The sequence below is a fragment of the Rhodanobacter aciditrophus genome (genome assembly GCF_042679525.1).
In the GTDB taxonomy this organism is placed as follows: domain Bacteria; phylum Pseudomonadota; class Gammaproteobacteria; order Pseudomonadales; family Marinomonadaceae; genus Marinomonas; species Marinomonas aciditrophus.
In genome coordinates this window covers 392,484-408,855 of the sequence record NZ_JBHTMN010000007.1, presented here as the reverse complement: position 1 = coordinate 408,855, position 16,372 = coordinate 392,484, and the positions used below count along the sequence as shown (strand labels likewise).

Here is a 16,372-nt window from a genome sequence, read left to right as displayed (position 1 = left end):
AGCTGGCGGGGATAAGGTCATGTTAACCAACAATTTTTAGCTCTAATCCGAGCGCTTTTAACACTTTCAAAATCGTGTCGAATTGGGGTCGCGAACCTGAGCGCAATGCCTTATATAAGCTTTCTCGTCCAAGACCGCTTTCCTTCGCAATCTGGGTCATACCTCTCGCTTTGGCAATATGACCAATTGCCGCAATTAATTCTTCGGTATCGCCTTCGTCTAACACCATCGATAAGTATGCTGCGATATCCGCGTCATCACGCAGTTGCTCAGCCATATCAAAGTTTTTCAATACTGGACTGCTCATAATCGCACCTCCTTTAAATTGTTCGCAATTTGCTTAGCTCTTGTTATATCTCGACTCTGGGAAGACTTATCACCACCTGCAAGCATGATGATCAAGGTGTCGCCTTGCTGAACGTAATACATACGTCAACCTGGACCAAAATGCTCTCGCATCTCAAATACGCCTGCACCGACAGTCTTCACATCTCCCAACGCTCCACGAGACGCTTTCTCCAAACGTCGAGCAAGTCGTAATCGGGCCACATTGTCTTTTAAGCCACTGAGCCAAACATCAAATTCTTCCGTGAGTTTAATGCTATACATGGTCAACATCCGTATCCAAGTGAATACAGGCTAGCTGATAAAATAGTCTTTTACAACTTAACATGAACTAGAAGCTATTCATTTGCGCAAGAGATCACCACTCTAAGCATAAGAATGTCTGTGTGGTACACTCTAGGTGACTTGGAAGTGTCCACTGAACCAGTAGTGATTCAGTTGCTTCGATCATAGAGCTTGGTACAAGGAAGCTTAAGCATGTCCAATTTAACCGACTCAAAATCATCTCTCTTTGCCAACACCCCAAAGCCTCCTTATTACGCAGTCATTTTCACGTCCCTGCGCACCCAAGGGGATGATGGTTACGGAGAAATGGCTGTTAAGATGGTTGAGCTCGCCGCACAGCAGTCAGGCTTTTTAGGCGTCGAATCCGCCCGCGAAGAAGTAGGCATTACGGTATCCTATTGGTCGGATCTCGAATCCATTAAGCAATGGAAAGCCAATACGGAACACCTAAAGGCCCAACGCACTGGCCGCGAACGTTGGTATGACAGCTATCAGGTACGCATTGCAAAAGTAGAACGCGACTACGGGTTCTAGCCCAAATTATCTAAAAGGAGTCCACCATGTTAGAGCTTCGCCCAAATTGCGAATGTTGTGATAAAGATCTTCCACCAGACTCTAACGAGGCATTTATTTGTACCTTTGAGTGTACTTTTTGCGCCACTTGCAAAAGCGATGTACTTAAAGATATCTGCCCAAATTGTGGTGGCAACTTGGTTCCTCGCCCGATTCGTCCTGCAGATAAGCTAGTGAACAATCCCGCTTCCACCCAGAGAGTCGTGAAAGCAGGCGGTTGTGCAAAACATCATTAACCCATAGAGGTGACTCCATGACGCTTTTGATCCGTGCTGCCGAGCCAAGTGATACGATAGGCATCCATAGGGTGTCTCAGTATTTGGGCTATGGTGATCAATCCCTTGCGGACACCCAACAGGCTTTAGAGGAGCTGCTAGATTCCCCCAATGATATGGTGTTTGTTGCCCTAAAAGACGGTGAGTTAGTGGGTTGGATTCACGCTTTTTGGGCGCAACGGTTGGCCTCAGCGTCGTTTTATGAAATTGGCGGTTTAGTGGTGGCTCCCAACGTTCGCCGCCAAGGGATTGCCAATGCGTTGGTGCAGGAAGTTCTTACCCAAGTGGATGGTACAGTCAGAGTTCGCTGTAATGAACTTAGGACAGACGCACACCAGTTTTACCAGGCGCTGGGATTCATCACCAATAAGAGCCAGCGTATCTTTGAGAAATCCTGCTAGCCCATTAAAAATGACGCAGCGAAACAATAAGAAGAGGGATTTTAAGTGTCTATTCAAACCTTATTGGGTATTGAACTACCCATCATTCAAGCACCCATGGCAGGGGTTCAAGACCATAAACTGGCCGTAGCGGTTTCCAACGCTGGCGGTTTAGGATCGCTGCCCTGCGCTATGTTAAACGCCGAAAGCTTAGCGGCCGAGTTAACCGCCTTGACCAGCAAGACTGACAAGCCTTACAACGTAAATTTCTTCTGCCATACGCCTCCTACGCCTGATCCGGAGATTGAAGCTCGCTGGCGTACTACCTTAGCCCCTTACTACCAAGAGCTTGGTGTTGACCCAAATGACGCACCAACCGGAGCAAGTCGAGCACCTTTCAGCGACGCTATGGCGGATGTTTTAGAGCCATTTAAACCGCCCATTGTCAGCTTTCACTTTGGCTTACCCTCCCCAGCGCTGATGCAACGCATCCGTAGCTGGGGCAGTAAAATTCTTTCCAGTGCCACCACGGTTGAAGAGGCCCTTTGGCTCGAAGAGCGAGGCGTAGATGCCATTATTGCTCAGGGCATCGAAGCGGGCGGCCATCGTGGATTCTTCCTGTCAAAAGACCTCACCACACAAGTAGGCACATTTGCCTTAGTGCCACAGATCGCCAGAGCCGTTTCTGTTCCAGTGATCGCGGCCGGTGGGATTGCCGATGCTCAGGGTGTCGCCGCAGCACTGGCCTTGGGAGCCTCCGGTGCTCAAATCGGCACAGGGTATTTACTGTGTGACGAAGCCAACACAACAGACATTCACCGGGCCGCTTTACAATCAGAGCAGGCAAAATATACGGCATTAACCAATATCTTCAGTGGTGGTGCGGCACGGGGAATTATTAATAGAGTCATGGACGAGCTTGGGCCAATCAGCCAAGACGCGCCCCCCTTTCCATTGTCCACCCCTGCGCTTGCCCCACTTCGTAAGCAAGCTGAGAGCCTAGGCTCAGGTGACTTTTCGCCATTGTGGGCCGGACAGAATGTCAGTGGTTGCCGCCCTGTTTCTGCCGCAGAGCTCACACGTTCACTCTTCCCGGGCTAAGGTCGCTGCAGACGATACCAGTGATGCTGACCTTTGCGATTATGGAAGCGGAGCCGAGCTTTTTGCGTTATTGATTGTCACCCGCGGCGTCTAGGTGAGGAGTTAAGCGATCTAGAGCCTGCTCAAGCACCTGAAATGGCCGTTGTCTGTGTGGCAGGTGCAAAGCGCTTTGGCTAATTAACCAAAAAAGGGCCGCAAACTGCGGCCCTTTTTTATTCATAGGTGCGTTCCTAGACTAGCCCGGCGACATGCCTCGGATGCGCTCCGAACGACGGCGAAGTATTTCGACCAAAGCCAGTAGCAAGATAGACAAGAGCACCATGATGGATGCCACCGCCAAAATAGTCGGACTGATTTGCTCACGCAGTCCTGTAAACATCTGCCATGGTAAGGTCTTTTGACTCGCGGAGCCGACAAACAGCACCACAACCACCTCATCAAATGAGGTAATGAAGGCAAATAAGCCCCCGGAAATGATCCCCGGCAATATCAATGGCATTTGAATACGGAAAAAGGTGGTAACAGGGTTCGCCCCCAAATTAGCCGCAGCCCGTGTTAAAGAGCGATCAAATCCCACCAAGGTGGCTGTGACGGTAATGATCACAAACGGAATACCCAACACCGCATGGGCAAGCACAACCCCCCAATAGGTACCTTGTAATCCGATACGGCTATAAAAGAAGTACATACCCGCAGCAGAGATAACCAATGGCACAATCATCGGCGAAATCAGAATCGCCATGATGGCTCGCTTAAACGGCACATGGGATTGGCTTAAGCCAATGGCCGCCAAAGTACCAAGCCCTACAGACAGCAAGGTTGCCACCGGTGCAATGCGTACCGAGTTATACAGCGCTCCAGTCCAGTCGGAGTTAGTAAAGAAGTCCTCATAGTGCTTCAAAGAATACCCCGCCGGGTCCAAAGCAATCATTTCCTTAGTGAAAGTAAAGAAGTCCTCGGCGTTAAACGACAGCGGAATAATCACCACAATCGGCGCAATCAAAAAGAAGAATACCAGCCCACAAATCACTCGAAAGGCATAGAACCAAAACTTTTGTAGCGGCGTGGCGTAGTTCGGTAAATGGATCATAAGCTACCCCAGTTTCATGTTATCAATGCCGACAAATCTGTCGTATAGCCAATAGAGAATCAGCACCACCGCGAGCAAGATTGCCCCCAAGGCGGATGCCAAGCCCCAGTTCAAGGAGCTGGAGATGTGGTAAGCGATTCGGTTCGAAATGAACACGCCTTGAGTACCACCTACGATTTCTGGCGTGATGTAGTAACCAATAGACATGATAAACACCAAGATCGAACCCGCACCGATACCCGGAATAGACTGAGGGAAATACACCCGTCTAAAGGCAGTCCAGTCATTGGCTCCCAGAGATTTTGCCGCACGCACATAGCTCGGCGGTATGGTTTGCATCACGGAGTACAAGGGTAAAATCATGAAAGGCAGCAAGATATGGGTCATGGCAATGATGGTACCCAGCTGGTTATTGATCATGATTAACCGCCCTGCTTCATCAATTAGACCACTCCACACTAGGATGTCGTTGATAACCCCCTGTTGCTGCAACAGCACCTTCCAAGCGGAAGTACGTACCAGCAAGGATGTCCAAAACGGCAACAACACAAGTATTAACAATAAGTTAGCAGATCTACGGGAGATGTTTGCCAATAGGAATGCCACCGGGTAGCCCAAGAGGATGGTACAACCCATGATAAACAAGGACATGTAAATAGTGCGTGCAAACAAGGTACCGTAGATACGTTCGTTCTCCGGCTTAAGCTCCGCACCGTCTGTGGTTTGTTCCATGTCCACGGCATTTAAGAAGTAACCCGAAGTGTACTCCCCAGAATAAAGTTTGATCGTCGCCCAATACTGAGGGTCAGCCCAATCCTCATCCGCATCGATGAACTGCTCTTTGAGGCTCACGCTTTCAAAGCTGCCCACGGCATTCATCCCATTGCGAATGTCTGCATTACGCACGGAGGCACCGCGCTCAGACAGTTTCATCAGATCGCGATACAAGGAGGTGTAAACGAAATCTTCTGGGGTTTCCTGATTAGGGTCGTCTTCTTCGCTGATGATAAATTCACGCCAGCCTGCATAGCTGGAAGCGGTTTCTGGCAGCAATTGCTGCACCCGCTCATTGTCCATAAAGCTCGCCCAGAACGTGGGAGATGCCCATTGTGGGTTCAAGGCTTCAAATTGGTCGGTATAGACATCCGTATCGAAGCGCTGGACACGGCGGCCCGTCTTACGAAAAAGGGATGAAATGCCCGTTTGTTGGTAGTTTAGGCGGGAGCCTAAACGAGTGTGAGTTTTATACTCTGATGCCAAATATAAGTCGGTGTAAAAGGCTGCAAAAACATCTTCGCCGGGGGCTTCGCCACTGTCCTCAGACCAGTTTTCGAGCTGCACAACCGTGCGCGGCAAGGTGTTTGAGACGATGTCATTTTCCACGGACCTAAACAGCATGTCGTAGATCGGGAAAATAAAGGTAATCAGTACAAAGATCAGCAGCGGAGCAATGAGCATCAAGGCTCTTAATTTCTGCATCCGCAATGCGCGATTAAGGCTGCTCTTTAACGGGGTGCCATCTGCTGCGAGCAGTGGCTGATTTGAAACTTTTTCACTCATAGGCCATCAGTCGTATCAGGGTGAGACTCACTCTCCTCATTAGGAGAGTGAGTGAGGATTCGCCTTAGTGCGAACGATTAGCGTGCCAACCAAGCTTGGAACTTCGCATCGATGTCATCACGATAGTCCGCCCAAAACTCATAGTTGTACAAGAAGGTGTTGGTGGCGTTTTTAGGATCTGTAGGCATGTGTGGTGCCATGTCGATACCTAGCTCCGCATGCTTACCCACCAATGGCGCAGAGGATTCACGCGCAGGACCGTAGGAAATGTATTTCGCTTGATCCGCTAGACGCTGAGAATCCGTCGCAAAGTAAACGTAGTCCAATGCAGCTTCTAGGCGATCTTCTGGAAGACCGGCTGGGATAATCCAACCATCAAGGTCAAATACCTGTGCGTCCCATAGCATGGCCACTGGCTGCTCTTTCTCTACGATCAAAGAGAACAGACGACCGTTGTAAGTAGAACCCATAACCACTTCACCGTCGGCCAGTAACTGTGGCGTATCCGCACCAGCAGACCACCAGATCACATCGTCTTTGATGGTGTCTAGTTTCGCTAGGGCACGCTCTTGACCTTCTGGGGTTTCAAGTACGTCATAGACCTCATCTTTGGCAACGCCATCACACATTAACGCCCACTCCATGTTGTTGATTGGACGTTTTTCGAGAGCACGTTTACCTGGGTATTTCACTGTGTCGAACACATCACACACACTGGTTGGAGGTGTATCGCCTACCATGTCTGTACGGTAACCAAAGGTCGTAGAATATACGATTTGAGGAATGAAACATTCAGAGACAATCAAGTCGCCAAAGTCGTCTTCAGGGGAGGAACCATCAACCCCTGGCGCTAGCATTTCGTCATGGTCGATTTCCATGGCCAAGCCTTCATCACACAGACGCATGGCGTCGGATGCGACCACGTCAACTACGTCCCAAGTAACATTACCCGCTTCGTTCATGGCACGTAATTTGGCCACCGCTTCGTTGGAGCTTTCGTCGTTGATGATGTTCACGTCTGGGTTCATTGCCATGTAAGGCTCGCTGTAGGCCTTCAGCTGTGAATTGGAATATGCGCCACCCCATGACACGACCGTCAAATCCTTGGCCGCTACGGTTAATGATACTGAGGCACTAACGCCCGTTAGGAGCAGTTTCGTTGCTATCTTCATTACTTATCTCTCCGTAGTTCACCCCGAGTTCAGTGCAGTGTTTCCTCGACGGGGACGACGGAAACACCTCATTCAAATTGTGTGTGGCTGACTAGCCAGCCGTATCCATATCCAGTGCTCGACAATCTTCCGGTGCCCAGCCAATTTGAGCCGTTTGACCCACTTGTAGAGGGCTGTTGCCCGGAGCATTAGGCACCTTCACGATAAACTCATCATCGCCGTGGACAGACATGCGACAACGCACATGGTCGCCGAGATAGATTTGTTCCAGTACCGTGGCTGTCACAGTGTTTGATTGCGCTTTGTCACCGATTAGGACACGTTCTGGACGAATAGAAAGGGTGGTTTCACCGCCAACTTCTGGGCAGTTCACCGCCAGAGCTTGGCATACCTCGCCGGACGCAAGACGCACGCTAGCGTAATCACCGTCAGTCGCTTCAACCTTACCCACTAGGCGGTTGTTTTCACCGATAAACTGAGCCACAAAGGCATTGTCGGGTTTATCGTAAAGCTCTTCAGGTGGTGCTAACTGCTTAATCACGCCGTCGTTAAACACCGCCACACGGTCCGACATAGTCAGAGCTTCCGATTGGTCGTGGGTAACGTACACAACGGAGATGCCTAAGCGTTCGTGCAAGCGTTTGATCTCCAGCTGCATGTGTTCACGAAGCTGCTTATCCAAGGCGCCAAGGGGTTCGTCCATTAACACCAGCTCTGGCTCAAACACCAAGGCACGGGCCAAGGCGATACGCTGCTGCTGGCCACCGGATAACTGCACTGGGCGACGATTAGCAAACTTACTCATCTGCACCATGTCCAGCGCGCGGCGAACTTTCTCTTGTTGTTCGGATTTACCGATGTTGCGAACCTGTAGGGGAAACGCCAAGTTTTCTGCCACGGTCATGTGTGGGAACAAAGCGTAGTTTTGAAACACCATTCCGATACCACGCTTATGGGGCGGAATGTTGTTGATCGGACGGCCATCGAGCAAGATGTCCCCATGGGTAGCAGTTTCGAATCCTGCCAACATCATTAGACAGGTAGTTTTACCAGAGCCCGAGGGGCCCAACATGGTGACAAATTCGCCTTTGGCAATCGAAAGATTTAAGTTTTTAACAACAAGCGTTACGCCGTCATAGCTTTTCTGAACTTGGTCAAAAACAACAAAACCTGAGTCATTATTGGAATCCAAAACTTTCCCTCTTCTCGCCAAAATTGTAAGCAATATTAATTAGAGTTCTAATTTCCATATTAAGATCGATCATTTAAATGAAAGTTTCAAGTAATGATTTAACAAGATCTTTACTGCATGAACCATGCCTAATAGATTATTTTATATACAAAAAATCGCTCTGAGGCGCGCCACAACTGATTTGAAGTCTATCCATATAACTCTTAAAACAGCTTTAAAACTCGTCAAATATTTAACCGAATGTGCAATTTTGGTTAGCAACAAAATCCCATGCACCTACCTGATGCAATGCAACTAAAACCATCGACCAAACAAAATTATCAAGCAAAAAATAGAGAAAAAGCCAACTCACCATGCACAAATAACAAATATCGCTCACACAACAAGCACGAAACATAATATCGCTGTCATACTCTCTCACTAATGTGGTGTTCAGACGCTTTATTAATCCAGAGGACGCCCTATGTTGTTTAAAACGCTTATCACCAGTGCCACCTATGTGGCCTGCGTAACCGCCTTACCAAGTTATGCCTTAGACCTGAAGCAAGGCGACATTGTGGAAGTGACACTTAATCAACTTCACCCTACTCAACCTTCAGTTGGTTACGATCAGATCATGTATAAACTGGGCCGCTATCAATTTGATCGGGAGAAAATGTATGACGAGATCTGTGAAGCCAATGGGCAAAAAGGCGTTTCATCCATTCAAAACAACGCACACCCTAATATCGCCAACACATTTCAATGTGATGACCCAGTCGGCACCCATAAGAAAGACATGAAAACCATCGTCATAGCACCCGATGGGGACTATTACTTAACCGATGGCCACCATACGTTTAATGCTTTCTATCAAATGTCCGATGGCGGCGCGGATTTTCGTATAAACGTGGTTATAGACAAGGACTACCGAAACCTTAACTCCATGGAAACCTTCTGGAAAATGATAAAAAAAGACGGCAACGTCTGGCTTTTAGATGAAACAGGTAATTCCATCAGTGGGCAAAACTTACCTCAATCTTTAGGTATTACCCAGTTCACCAATGATCCGTACCGCTCACTGATGTATTTTTCCCGTGACGTTGGCTGGGACAAGCCGAAAGACCCCATCCCTTTCCTAGAATTTTACTGGGCAAAAGAACTACGAAATCAGATTGATATCAGCGCATTCGATTTGAACTCTATGACTGGCTACGAAGAGGCCATTCGCGCTAACAGTAACGCCATTTTAGGGATAAAAAGCTCAAACATAGGTGATTCACAGCGTTCGGCAAAAGCCATGGGGCAATTTAGCGGATTCAATCAAAAGGGCTTAGACAAGCTCCTTAAAAAAAATGGCAAGGTAGATTACATGCTGCGCTATAAAACCAGCGCTTCCGGCCAAGGTTTAAGCTATGACCTGACAGTGAAAACTGCTCCCACACTGAAGATGATCGACACTACTACCCTTGCCGTCAACAGAAGCTTCAATCATCACCCTGCGATCACTAAAGAGGGCAAATAACTTGGCGAATGCTGATCACTGGGTTAGTGTCACGACTCTTTCGCTTCACCTAGGTACTGCATTGACATGTCTTCTTCTCTTGCTCTATCACAACAAATCCAGTTTCTAAAAGAGATCGATCAACTCAAGTCCGTGGTCCGTAAATCCCCCTTGATCGACCAATCCCGCAAGGAAAACTCCGCCGAGCATTCTTGGCATTTGGCCATGTATGCCTTGATCCTAAAAGACACAGCAGACGAGCCAATCAATGTGGAGCGCGTCATTAAAATGCTGCTGATTCATGACATCGTTGAGATTGATGCAGGGGACCACCCAATCCACGAAACCAGTGACAATTCCGTGCAAGAAGCCACCGAACAGGCGGCTGCGGATCGAATCTTTGGTTTGCTCCCGACCGAGCAAGGGATAGAACTTAAGTCCCTTTGGTATGAGTTTGAAGCCGCTGAAAGTGCCGACGCACGTTTTGCTAAATCCTTAGATCGCTTACAACCCTTGGTACACAATATCGAAACCCAAGGGGGTACATGGGTGGAAGGAAAGGTGAGCAAGGAGCAGGTGACATCCCGCTACGGTAGTGTGATTAGTAAAGGTTCAAAAGCGCTATGGCAAGTAGCCTCCAAATGGGTTGAAAGCCACTTTTCCAATAGATAAGAAGGTGTGAGACATCACACCTTCTTTGGCCCCCATACAAGTTGAAAAGCTGACAAATAAATGTAACCCGCGATCACAACTAAGCCTAAGGCAATCAAGGCAATAACGACATACATCAACTCAAGGGAGCCCGTAGTACTTTGCACCGCCCCTGCCATCAAGTTGCCCAAGGCACCACCCAGACCAAAAGTAACCATTCCGATACCATTGATCTGCATGGTCGCCTTGGAGCTGTAAGTTTTACTCAGCCAACCAGCAATGATGCCCCAAATAGGGAAGTACATGAGTCCGTAACCAAAGCCTGCCAGCATCACAAAGCGCCCAGGATTGTAGAGGAAAGCGAATACACTTAAGGCAAACGCCACAAAAATCAGCATCAAAGCAATACCATGACCGTATCTATCCGATAACTTGCCAGCAGCAAAGCCAGCGACCATACCCGTCACGCCAATCACACCCCAAGCATAACCTCCCAGTGCCGTCGGTAAAGACAGCTCAGCTAAGTAGGTATTTAACCAAGTAGAGAAGGTCATGGCCGCCATGCCCACCAAAAACAACATCAAGCAGGACAAGAACGCAGTCCGCTCACGGAGAACTGTTTTAAATAACTGCCCAGTTCCCATGGCAAAAGTAACATCCACGTCTTGGGTGTCATTTTCTATTCGTAATCGTTTAATCAGCCGATAAGTAGCAACCCAAACGAAAGCCCCCACCAATGCAGCCACCATCCAGCCACTGCGCCAGCCTAACACTGGTACTACAAGCAGAATCACCAGACCATTAATGCCATAGCCCCATGCCGAACCACTGGAGACGATGGATAAATTGGTTGCAGTGCGGTCCGCTCTGCCATGGCGCGTAACCAACTCCACAATACCTCCCCAACTGATAGCCGCACTGGCAGCCATCACCGCTAAAACCCCAAGCATGATCAAAGGGTCGCTCAACCATGCCATGACCCCTAGCAAGACAGTCGTAATGGCCCCTGTCGTCAACATGAGACGACCTGATTCCACCCGCGGCCCGATGACACCCAATAACATCGCCCCTGCTAAATAAGAGATCTGCGTTAAAGCGCCAGCGATGGCTAAATACCAGCTCTCAATCTGAATATTGGCCTGCATTAACGGCATCAAGGCCGCAAACAAAAACAAACCAAAGCCGTGGCTAATTACCTGATTAAATCCAAATGTGATGGCCATGCCCATAAAACACCTCTCGGCACTCAAAGCAGTATTAGGGGCCTCTCGAAAGAGGGAATCTGCGCATCATAAAGTCTTGCGTAAATTCAGAAAATCGATAAATATTCAAAACTACGTTCAACTTTATTGAAGACTGACCGATGCACGATTTGCCGATCTCATTACTGCGTACTTTTATGGTGGTCGCCGACACCCTGAACCTCACCGAGGCTGGGCGTCAGCTTCACAAAGCCCCCTCCACGGTAAGCATGCAGCTGAACCGTTTAGAGGATTTGGTCGCTAATCCATTAATGGAACGGGGACAATATGGCGTACGTTTAACGGCCGCAGGCAACCAACTCAAAGGCCACGCCCAACAGTTGCTGAATCTCCATGACCAAATCGTGGGGACCTTTCAGAACATGGACATCAACGGCGTAGTGCGTATTGGTACCCACGACCAATACGCCAGCGGCATCCTTGCCCCCATCTTGCAGGAATTCATCTTGAGCTACCCAGAAGCGGAGCTAGAGGCCTTTTGCGACTATCGCCCAGATCAACTTATAGATCGCCTCGATCGAGGAAAGCTCGACTTGGCCTTGGTGGAAATGACCGCAGACTCCCAAGGTGGCACCCGTCTTCGACGAGACCAACTTATTTGGGTCAGCGCCAAAGATCATTTCGTACACACCCAAGAAGTCTTACCTTTGATTGTCTTTGAGGAGGGTTGTTTACAACGTAAATTGGCGTGTGCGGCATTAGAAGCAAAAGGCATCCCCTATCGAATCGCCTTTACCAGCCAATCTCGCACGGGTGTGCTGGCGGCCGTTAGAGCCGGTATTGGGGTCGCCATACTGCCAGATAATACCCTCGATCAGGGGGAAGATTTGGTGGTCCATTGGGACTTGCCCAAGCTTCCAGAAATGGAAGTGACCCTGTTCAGTGCCAGCAAAACCAACGAGGCAACCAAACGTTTGGAAGGCATTATTCTAGACAGTCCGATTTTCCAATCCGGCGTTTAACTTAGTGACTCGACAAGTCAGGTCAAATGATGTGCTCGGGAAGTGGATATCAACCACTGCTGAGAAGACCGACCTTGCCCCCATTTAGAATAAGGACAAACTCAGCACGGATTACCCAAATCAGTTCCTCTTTTGCTAGAGAATCAGGCAAGCCTTCTGGACAATCTCGATAATCTTCCCTCCCGCCCAATGCTGTAATAAAGCCTCAGCTTTTTAATCTTAACTGATCACGTTATGGGTAATTGGAGGTTTTTATGTCTAAAGAAGTACGCATTAGCACTGCCGCGTTGCTAGCCGTTGCAGGCCTGTCTGGCGAAGCAATAGCAACGGAAAAGCAGCAAGTTCTATATGGATCTAGTAGCCAACCATCCTTTGTTGGTCCAGATGATAAGTTTACTGGGGACGTTAGTGTGCAAATGGCCTTTCCGGGTCAAGATGATGTTCCTTACTCTGGCGCATACGTGACCTTTGAACCCGGCGCTCGCACTGCTTGGCACGATCACCCTGCTGGTCAACACATGATTGTGACCAAAGGCACAGCCATTACCGCAACACGTGATGGACAAGTCATTGAGTTCCACGAAGGGGAAGCCGTTTGGTGTCCTGAAGACGTTGATCACTGGCATGGGGCTACGCCAAACTCCAGCATGACACACTTCGTCGTCACGGCAAGCAAAGGCGATGAGAACGTTCGCTGGAAAGAAAAAGTAACGGACGAGCAATATCACGCAGCGCTTGCCGCCACACAACATCATCATAGCCATGCCCATTACGATGCGATTTCAGAGCGTTATCAACACCTTACGCTTGTGGCAGCTTTTGCAGCTTCTGACGACTTAGGCTCTCTAAAAGTCGCCATTAACCAAGCCTTAGATCACGGAACAACGATCAACGAACTGAAAGAGGCGCTTGTACACTTGTATCCATATGGTGGTTTTCCAAAATCGCTTAATGCACTAGGTACACTGATGAGCGTTGTAGACACTCGTAAAGCCGAAGGCAAAACGGATGCAGTAGGTGATGAGCCTAACGAACTGCCTGAAGACTCGTTAACACTCGGCACAGAGGTGCAAACGGAATTGGTAGGACAGCCCGTTGCAGGGCCGTTATTTGACTTTGCTCCGGTGGCAAACACCTTCTTGCAGAAACACCTTTTTGGTGACGTTTTCGCACGCGGCATTTTAAACAACCAAGATCGCGAAATGCTTACCGTTGCCATTTTAGCCTCTATGTCTGGCACAGACCCTCAGCTACGCAGCCATATCAACATGGCGATGAATACAGGTATTACCCAGCAAGAGCTGTCCGTCTTAGCGGATTACCTTGGCCACACAACCACCCGCACCGTCGGTCAGCGCATCGCTGATGCGATTGAGGCAACAAGCAAATAATTAAGAACTACCCCTTGATTAGCAAGCGCCCCTCAGGCGCTTGCCATTTTTTATAGATGCTTAAAAAGGTATGCCTGCACCGCTTCTAACTGGCCATGAAGAGCTCGAATGTGATGTTGTACTGCGGCTTCTAATCCCACCAAATCTGCTGGAGCACTTATAGCCCAATGACTTTCTCTTAGCTCATCGAGCTGCTCTAAGTGACCTAAAATCTTCTGAAAAGCATCCTGCTGTCGAAAATCAAATTCATTGTCTGTCCCTTGAAGATACCACTGACCAAATTCTGTATCGCGCACGGAGCGCTCAAACCGCTGACCATTTTGTGCCGCCAAAAGCACATCCATTTTCCATTGCTGCAACTCTAATAACACGGTTGCTGTATGGGCAAACGCCATGGAACGGTAACCCGCATCCATCAGACCTGTCGTGCTAGCAACAGTGCGCTCAAAGGACTGGTCAAGCTGATAACAGGCATCGTTTACCGACACGGTTTGCTGGTGCAACGCATTAATTTGCTCGCTTACGCCTCGGGTACGCTCATCAATTTGCGCCACCAACACAGAAATCTGTTCACTGGACTCTCGCGCCTTGTTGGCTAGGGTACGCACCTCATCCGCCACCACCGCGAACCCCCGGCCGTATTCCCCTGCTCGAGCCGCTTCAATGGCTGCATTTAAGGCCAGTAAATTGGTTTGTTCAGAGATACTCTGGATGATATCAGTGAAGTTTTTAATATCTCCTGCCGTCTGCTGTAAGACATTTACATCACTGAGACTGGTTTGAGTTTGCGCCGCGATTTGTCGAATGGCTCCAGACAATCGCTCAATCTCTTGTTGGTTTTTTAAAATGTCCTGATTCGTCCCTTCTGACGCACTCATTGGTTCAAACAAGTGATCTGACACCTGTGAAATCACCGCTAACACTGGGGCTAAGCCAGCGGCCTGAGCGGACAAAAGGTGATCGTCATCATTCGCAGGTTGCAAGCGACTCTCTATTGTCTGCTGCGCTTCAGCCAAGGCACTGGTTAAACTCAGCTTGTCACGTTCTAACTGTTCGACTTGCGCTTCTCGAGCGGCCAGTTGAGCCTCCAGCTGCAGTCTTTTCTGCTTACCAAACATATGACGCCCTCTCTCAAGAATCAAAAAATACCCGAGGGTTTCGATCTAAAACCACTCGGGTAGTTACCCTATCTCCCTTCAGTTTAGGGAGGCAAAACCAAGAAAGATTGGGCGCAAACACACTGCCAAAGCAGCTAATTTACTCACTGTCTGGCTCAAACAAGCCACGCTTCATAAAGACTTTTACCCACACTGCAGCAATCACACTGATTACCAGCAACATTCCCCCAGCAATGCTGTACACCAGCTGCGTCATTTCCGGTGCAGGAGAGTTGTTTAGCGCCACATACAGCATGGCAGCGATGCCTAGAATCTGTGGCAATGGGTAAAACGGAGAACGGTAAGGACGCTTGTGGTTCGGCATGCGCTGACGCAGCACGATGACATTAATGTGGGCAATGATGTAAGCCAGCAAATAACTCGTTGTGGCCGCGATCACAAGAACAATCAAGGAATCGATGTCGAGCAATAGAAATGGCAAGGCAGACAAAACAGCCATCATCACCACACCGACCCAAGGTACATTATGGCGATTTAATTGCTTCAATTGTGGGAACGCCTGCTTATTTTCCGCCATGCCATGCAACATACGAGGCAGCGCCGCAAAAATCGTGTTCACTGTACTGCACGTTGCCGTCAGCGCCATAATCGTTGCGATGGTTAATCCTGCTGGGCCAAAAACAGCACTGGCGTAATCCAAGTAAGGGATTGGAGATCCCAACAAGGTATCAGTGTCCAAGAACAAGGTGGCACCGTAAGCAAACGCCGCGAAGATGGCGAAAATGGCAAACAGAGACAAACGCATGGCACGGGGAATGCTCTTAACGGGATCTTTCACTTCATTGATCATCGGGCAAATGTACTCTGCGCCAACGAACAACCACATAGCCAATGCAATCAAGCCAATGAAACTGCCATCCATCACACCGCCAAAGCTCCAATCCACCGGAGTGCCGGTCAAAGCAGGCGCTTCAGAACCACTGCTAAAGGCCACCAGCCCCGTCACGATCAAGGCCGACACCATGACAAACGCCAAGATATTCTGCACCTTAGCAAAGACATCTGCACCAATAAGGTTGGTCACCGCAAGAATCACAATGATCGCCAAAGGCACTAGTTTTTCAGGGAACATGCCCGGTAACAGCTCACCGATCATGGCATCCACCAAGAACAGCTCCACTGGCAATGCCAGCATGGCCACCACCACATACCCCGCAAACACCGCTACGATCGCAGGAAAGTGACCAATGGCTTTTTGTGTATAAGTCGCCAAGGTGCCCTCTTGAGGGAACATCAAAGACAGTTCAGCGAAGCTCATGGCATTAAACTGGGCAATAATGAGGGCAGCAATCATCGCAAAGATAAATGCCATGCCTCCGATACCAATCCCCTGTAGAGCAGAGATCATGGCACCCTGAACGATGACCATGCCTATGCACACAGCCATCATGGTAATTAATCCTATCTTCTTCATTTTTGACGCACTGGAGCTGCCAGCAGCTAAGCTCTCTGTGGTTGTGATATCGCTCATT

General features: G+C 49.0%; 18 protein-coding genes. 8 read left to right on the top strand and 10 right to left on the bottom strand.

The annotated features are described in order from the left end of the window. Window positions 1-22: 22 nt before the first annotated feature. Window positions 23-307 (bottom strand): addiction module antidote protein, encoded by a 285-nt coding sequence (locus ACFQ45_RS07255; RefSeq protein WP_377366333.1) that lies wholly within the window; start codon window positions 305-307, stop codon window positions 23-25. 125 nt (window positions 308-432) lie between these two features. Next, window positions 433-609 (bottom strand): type II toxin-antitoxin system RelE/ParE family toxin, encoded by a 177-nt coding sequence (locus ACFQ45_RS07250; protein ID WP_377366332.1) that lies wholly within the window; start codon window positions 607-609, stop codon window positions 433-435. A 213-nt stretch (window positions 610-822) separates the two neighbouring features. On the opposite strand from ACFQ45_RS07250, the gene ACFQ45_RS07245 reads away from it, so the two are divergent. The 4 genes from ACFQ45_RS07245 to ACFQ45_RS07230 are packed head-to-tail and all read left to right on the top strand — an operon-like array spanning window position 823 to window position 2,959. Then, complete coding sequence (locus tag ACFQ45_RS07245; RefSeq protein ID WP_377366331.1) at window positions 823-1,164, top strand: antibiotic biosynthesis monooxygenase family protein; 342 nt, start codon at window positions 823-825, stop codon at window positions 1,162-1,164. 26 nt (window positions 1,165-1,190) lie between these two features. Further along, window positions 1,191-1,439: a DUF1272 domain-containing protein gene (locus ACFQ45_RS07240; RefSeq protein WP_377366330.1), complete on the top strand. Its 249-nt coding sequence runs from the start codon at window positions 1,191-1,193 to the stop codon at window positions 1,437-1,439. A gap of 17 nt (window positions 1,440-1,456) precedes the next feature. Next, the gene (locus ACFQ45_RS07235) at window positions 1,457-1,879 is read left to right on the top strand and encodes a GNAT family N-acetyltransferase (protein WP_377366329.1); all 423 of its coding nucleotides are present in this window, start codon (window positions 1,457-1,459) and stop codon (window positions 1,877-1,879) included. A 45-nt stretch (window positions 1,880-1,924) separates the two neighbouring features. Then, a complete protein-coding gene (locus ACFQ45_RS07230) occupies window positions 1,925-2,959 on the top strand; it encodes an NAD(P)H-dependent flavin oxidoreductase (RefSeq protein WP_377366328.1) in 1,035 nt (344 codons plus the stop codon). A gap of 67 nt (window positions 2,960-3,026) precedes the next feature. Here the strand turns inward: ACFQ45_RS07230 and ACFQ45_RS07225 are convergent, their stop codons facing one another. The 5 genes from ACFQ45_RS07225 to ACFQ45_RS07205 form a co-directional block, all read right to left on the bottom strand. Next, window positions 3,027-3,179, bottom strand: a complete 153-nt coding sequence (locus ACFQ45_RS07225) for a hypothetical protein (protein ID WP_377366327.1) — start codon at window positions 3,177-3,179, stop codon at window positions 3,027-3,029. A gap of 15 nt (window positions 3,180-3,194) precedes the next feature. Beyond that, complete coding sequence (locus ACFQ45_RS07220; protein ID WP_377366326.1) at window positions 3,195-4,049, bottom strand: ABC transporter permease; 855 nt, start codon at window positions 4,047-4,049, stop codon at window positions 3,195-3,197. Between the two features lie 3 nt (window positions 4,050-4,052). Further along, window positions 4,053-5,609 (bottom strand): ABC transporter permease, encoded by a 1,557-nt coding sequence (locus ACFQ45_RS07215; protein ID WP_377366325.1) that lies wholly within the window; start codon window positions 5,607-5,609, stop codon window positions 4,053-4,055. 77 nt (window positions 5,610-5,686) lie between these two features. Next, a complete protein-coding gene (locus tag ACFQ45_RS07210; RefSeq protein WP_377366324.1) occupies window positions 5,687-6,781 on the bottom strand; it encodes an extracellular solute-binding protein in 1,095 nt (364 codons plus the stop codon). Between the two features lie 91 nt (window positions 6,782-6,872). Next, window positions 6,873-7,973, bottom strand: coding sequence for an ABC transporter ATP-binding protein (locus ACFQ45_RS07205; RefSeq protein ID WP_377366323.1), 1,101 nt, complete (start codon window positions 7,971-7,973; stop codon window positions 6,873-6,875). 463 nt (window positions 7,974-8,436) lie between these two features. On the opposite strand from ACFQ45_RS07205, the gene ACFQ45_RS07200 reads away from it, so the two are divergent. Continuing rightward, window positions 8,437-9,477 (top strand): ParB/Srx family N-terminal domain-containing protein, encoded by a 1,041-nt coding sequence (locus ACFQ45_RS07200; protein WP_377366322.1) that lies wholly within the window; start codon window positions 8,437-8,439, stop codon window positions 9,475-9,477. Between the two features lie 66 nt (window positions 9,478-9,543). Further along, window positions 9,544-10,128 (top strand): HD domain-containing protein, encoded by a 585-nt coding sequence (locus ACFQ45_RS07195; RefSeq protein WP_377366321.1) that lies wholly within the window; start codon window positions 9,544-9,546, stop codon window positions 10,126-10,128. Between the two features lie 14 nt (window positions 10,129-10,142). On the opposite strand, the gene ACFQ45_RS07190 is transcribed toward ACFQ45_RS07195, so the two are convergent. Continuing rightward, window positions 10,143-11,330 (bottom strand): MFS transporter, encoded by a 1,188-nt coding sequence (locus ACFQ45_RS07190; protein ID WP_377366320.1) that lies wholly within the window; start codon window positions 11,328-11,330, stop codon window positions 10,143-10,145. A gap of 140 nt (window positions 11,331-11,470) precedes the next feature. Between ACFQ45_RS07190 and ACFQ45_RS07185 the strand changes: the two genes are divergently transcribed. Next, window positions 11,471-12,331 (top strand): LysR substrate-binding domain-containing protein, encoded by an 861-nt coding sequence (locus ACFQ45_RS07185; protein ID WP_377366319.1) that lies wholly within the window; start codon window positions 11,471-11,473, stop codon window positions 12,329-12,331. A 254-nt stretch (window positions 12,332-12,585) separates the two neighbouring features. Next, window positions 12,586-13,722: a (R)-mandelonitrile lyase gene (locus tag ACFQ45_RS07180; protein WP_377366318.1), complete on the top strand. Its 1,137-nt coding sequence runs from the start codon at window positions 12,586-12,588 to the stop codon at window positions 13,720-13,722. A 50-nt stretch (window positions 13,723-13,772) separates the two neighbouring features. Here ACFQ45_RS07180 and ACFQ45_RS07175 read toward each other — a convergent pair whose 3' ends face one another. Next, entirely contained in the window at window positions 13,773-14,840 is a 1,068-nt protein-coding gene (locus ACFQ45_RS07175) for a methyl-accepting chemotaxis protein (protein WP_377366317.1), read from the bottom strand. Between the two features lie 139 nt (window positions 14,841-14,979). Continuing rightward, the gene (locus tag ACFQ45_RS07170) at window positions 14,980-16,371 is read right to left on the bottom strand and encodes an APC family permease (protein WP_377366316.1); all 1,392 of its coding nucleotides are present in this window, start codon (window positions 16,369-16,371) and stop codon (window positions 14,980-14,982) included. Window position 16,372: the final 1 nt, after the last annotated feature.

What these genes read in the sequence shown, in the direction of transcription:
- ACFQ45_RS07225 (WP_377366327.1), bottom strand. Translation starts at nt 3,179, where the DNA reads ATGAATAAAAAAGGGCCGCAGTTTGCGGCCCTTTTTTGGTTAATTAGC.
- ACFQ45_RS07240 (WP_377366330.1), top strand. Translation starts at nt 1,191, where the DNA reads ATGTTAGAGCTTCGCCCAAATTGCGAATGTTGTGATAAAGATCTTCCA.
- ACFQ45_RS07200 (WP_377366322.1), top strand. Translation starts at nt 8,437, where the DNA reads ATGTTGTTTAAAACGCTTATCACCAGTGCCACCTATGTGGCCTGCGTA.
- ACFQ45_RS07175 (WP_377366317.1), bottom strand. Translation starts at nt 14,840, where the DNA reads ATGTTTGGTAAGCAGAAAAGACTGCAGCTGGAGGCTCAACTGGCCGCT.
- ACFQ45_RS07215 (WP_377366325.1), bottom strand. Translation starts at nt 5,609, where the DNA reads ATGAGTGAAAAAGTTTCAAATCAGCCACTGCTCGCAGCAGATGGCACC.
- ACFQ45_RS07255 (WP_377366333.1), bottom strand. Translation starts at nt 307, where the DNA reads ATGAGCAGTCCAGTATTGAAAAACTTTGATATGGCTGAGCAACTGCGT.
- ACFQ45_RS07185 (WP_377366319.1), top strand. Translation starts at nt 11,471, where the DNA reads ATGCACGATTTGCCGATCTCATTACTGCGTACTTTTATGGTGGTCGCC.
- ACFQ45_RS07170 (WP_377366316.1), bottom strand. Translation starts at nt 16,371, where the DNA reads ATGAGCGATATCACAACCACAGAGAGCTTAGCTGCTGGCAGCTCCAGT.
- ACFQ45_RS07250 (WP_377366332.1), bottom strand. Translation starts at nt 609, where the DNA reads ATGTATAGCATTAAACTCACGGAAGAATTTGATGTTTGGCTCAGTGGC.
- ACFQ45_RS07210 (WP_377366324.1), bottom strand. Translation starts at nt 6,781, where the DNA reads ATGAAGATAGCAACGAAACTGCTCCTAACGGGCGTTAGTGCCTCAGTA.
- ACFQ45_RS07195 (WP_377366321.1), top strand. Translation starts at nt 9,544, where the DNA reads ATGTCTTCTTCTCTTGCTCTATCACAACAAATCCAGTTTCTAAAAGAG.
- ACFQ45_RS07245 (WP_377366331.1), top strand. Translation starts at nt 823, where the DNA reads ATGTCCAATTTAACCGACTCAAAATCATCTCTCTTTGCCAACACCCCA.
- ACFQ45_RS07190 (WP_377366320.1), bottom strand. Translation starts at nt 11,330, where the DNA reads ATGGCCATCACATTTGGATTTAATCAGGTAATTAGCCACGGCTTTGGT.
- ACFQ45_RS07235 (WP_377366329.1), top strand. Translation starts at nt 1,457, where the DNA reads ATGACGCTTTTGATCCGTGCTGCCGAGCCAAGTGATACGATAGGCATC.
- ACFQ45_RS07220 (WP_377366326.1), bottom strand. Translation starts at nt 4,049, where the DNA reads ATGATCCATTTACCGAACTACGCCACGCCGCTACAAAAGTTTTGGTTC.
- ACFQ45_RS07180 (WP_377366318.1), top strand. Translation starts at nt 12,586, where the DNA reads ATGTCTAAAGAAGTACGCATTAGCACTGCCGCGTTGCTAGCCGTTGCA.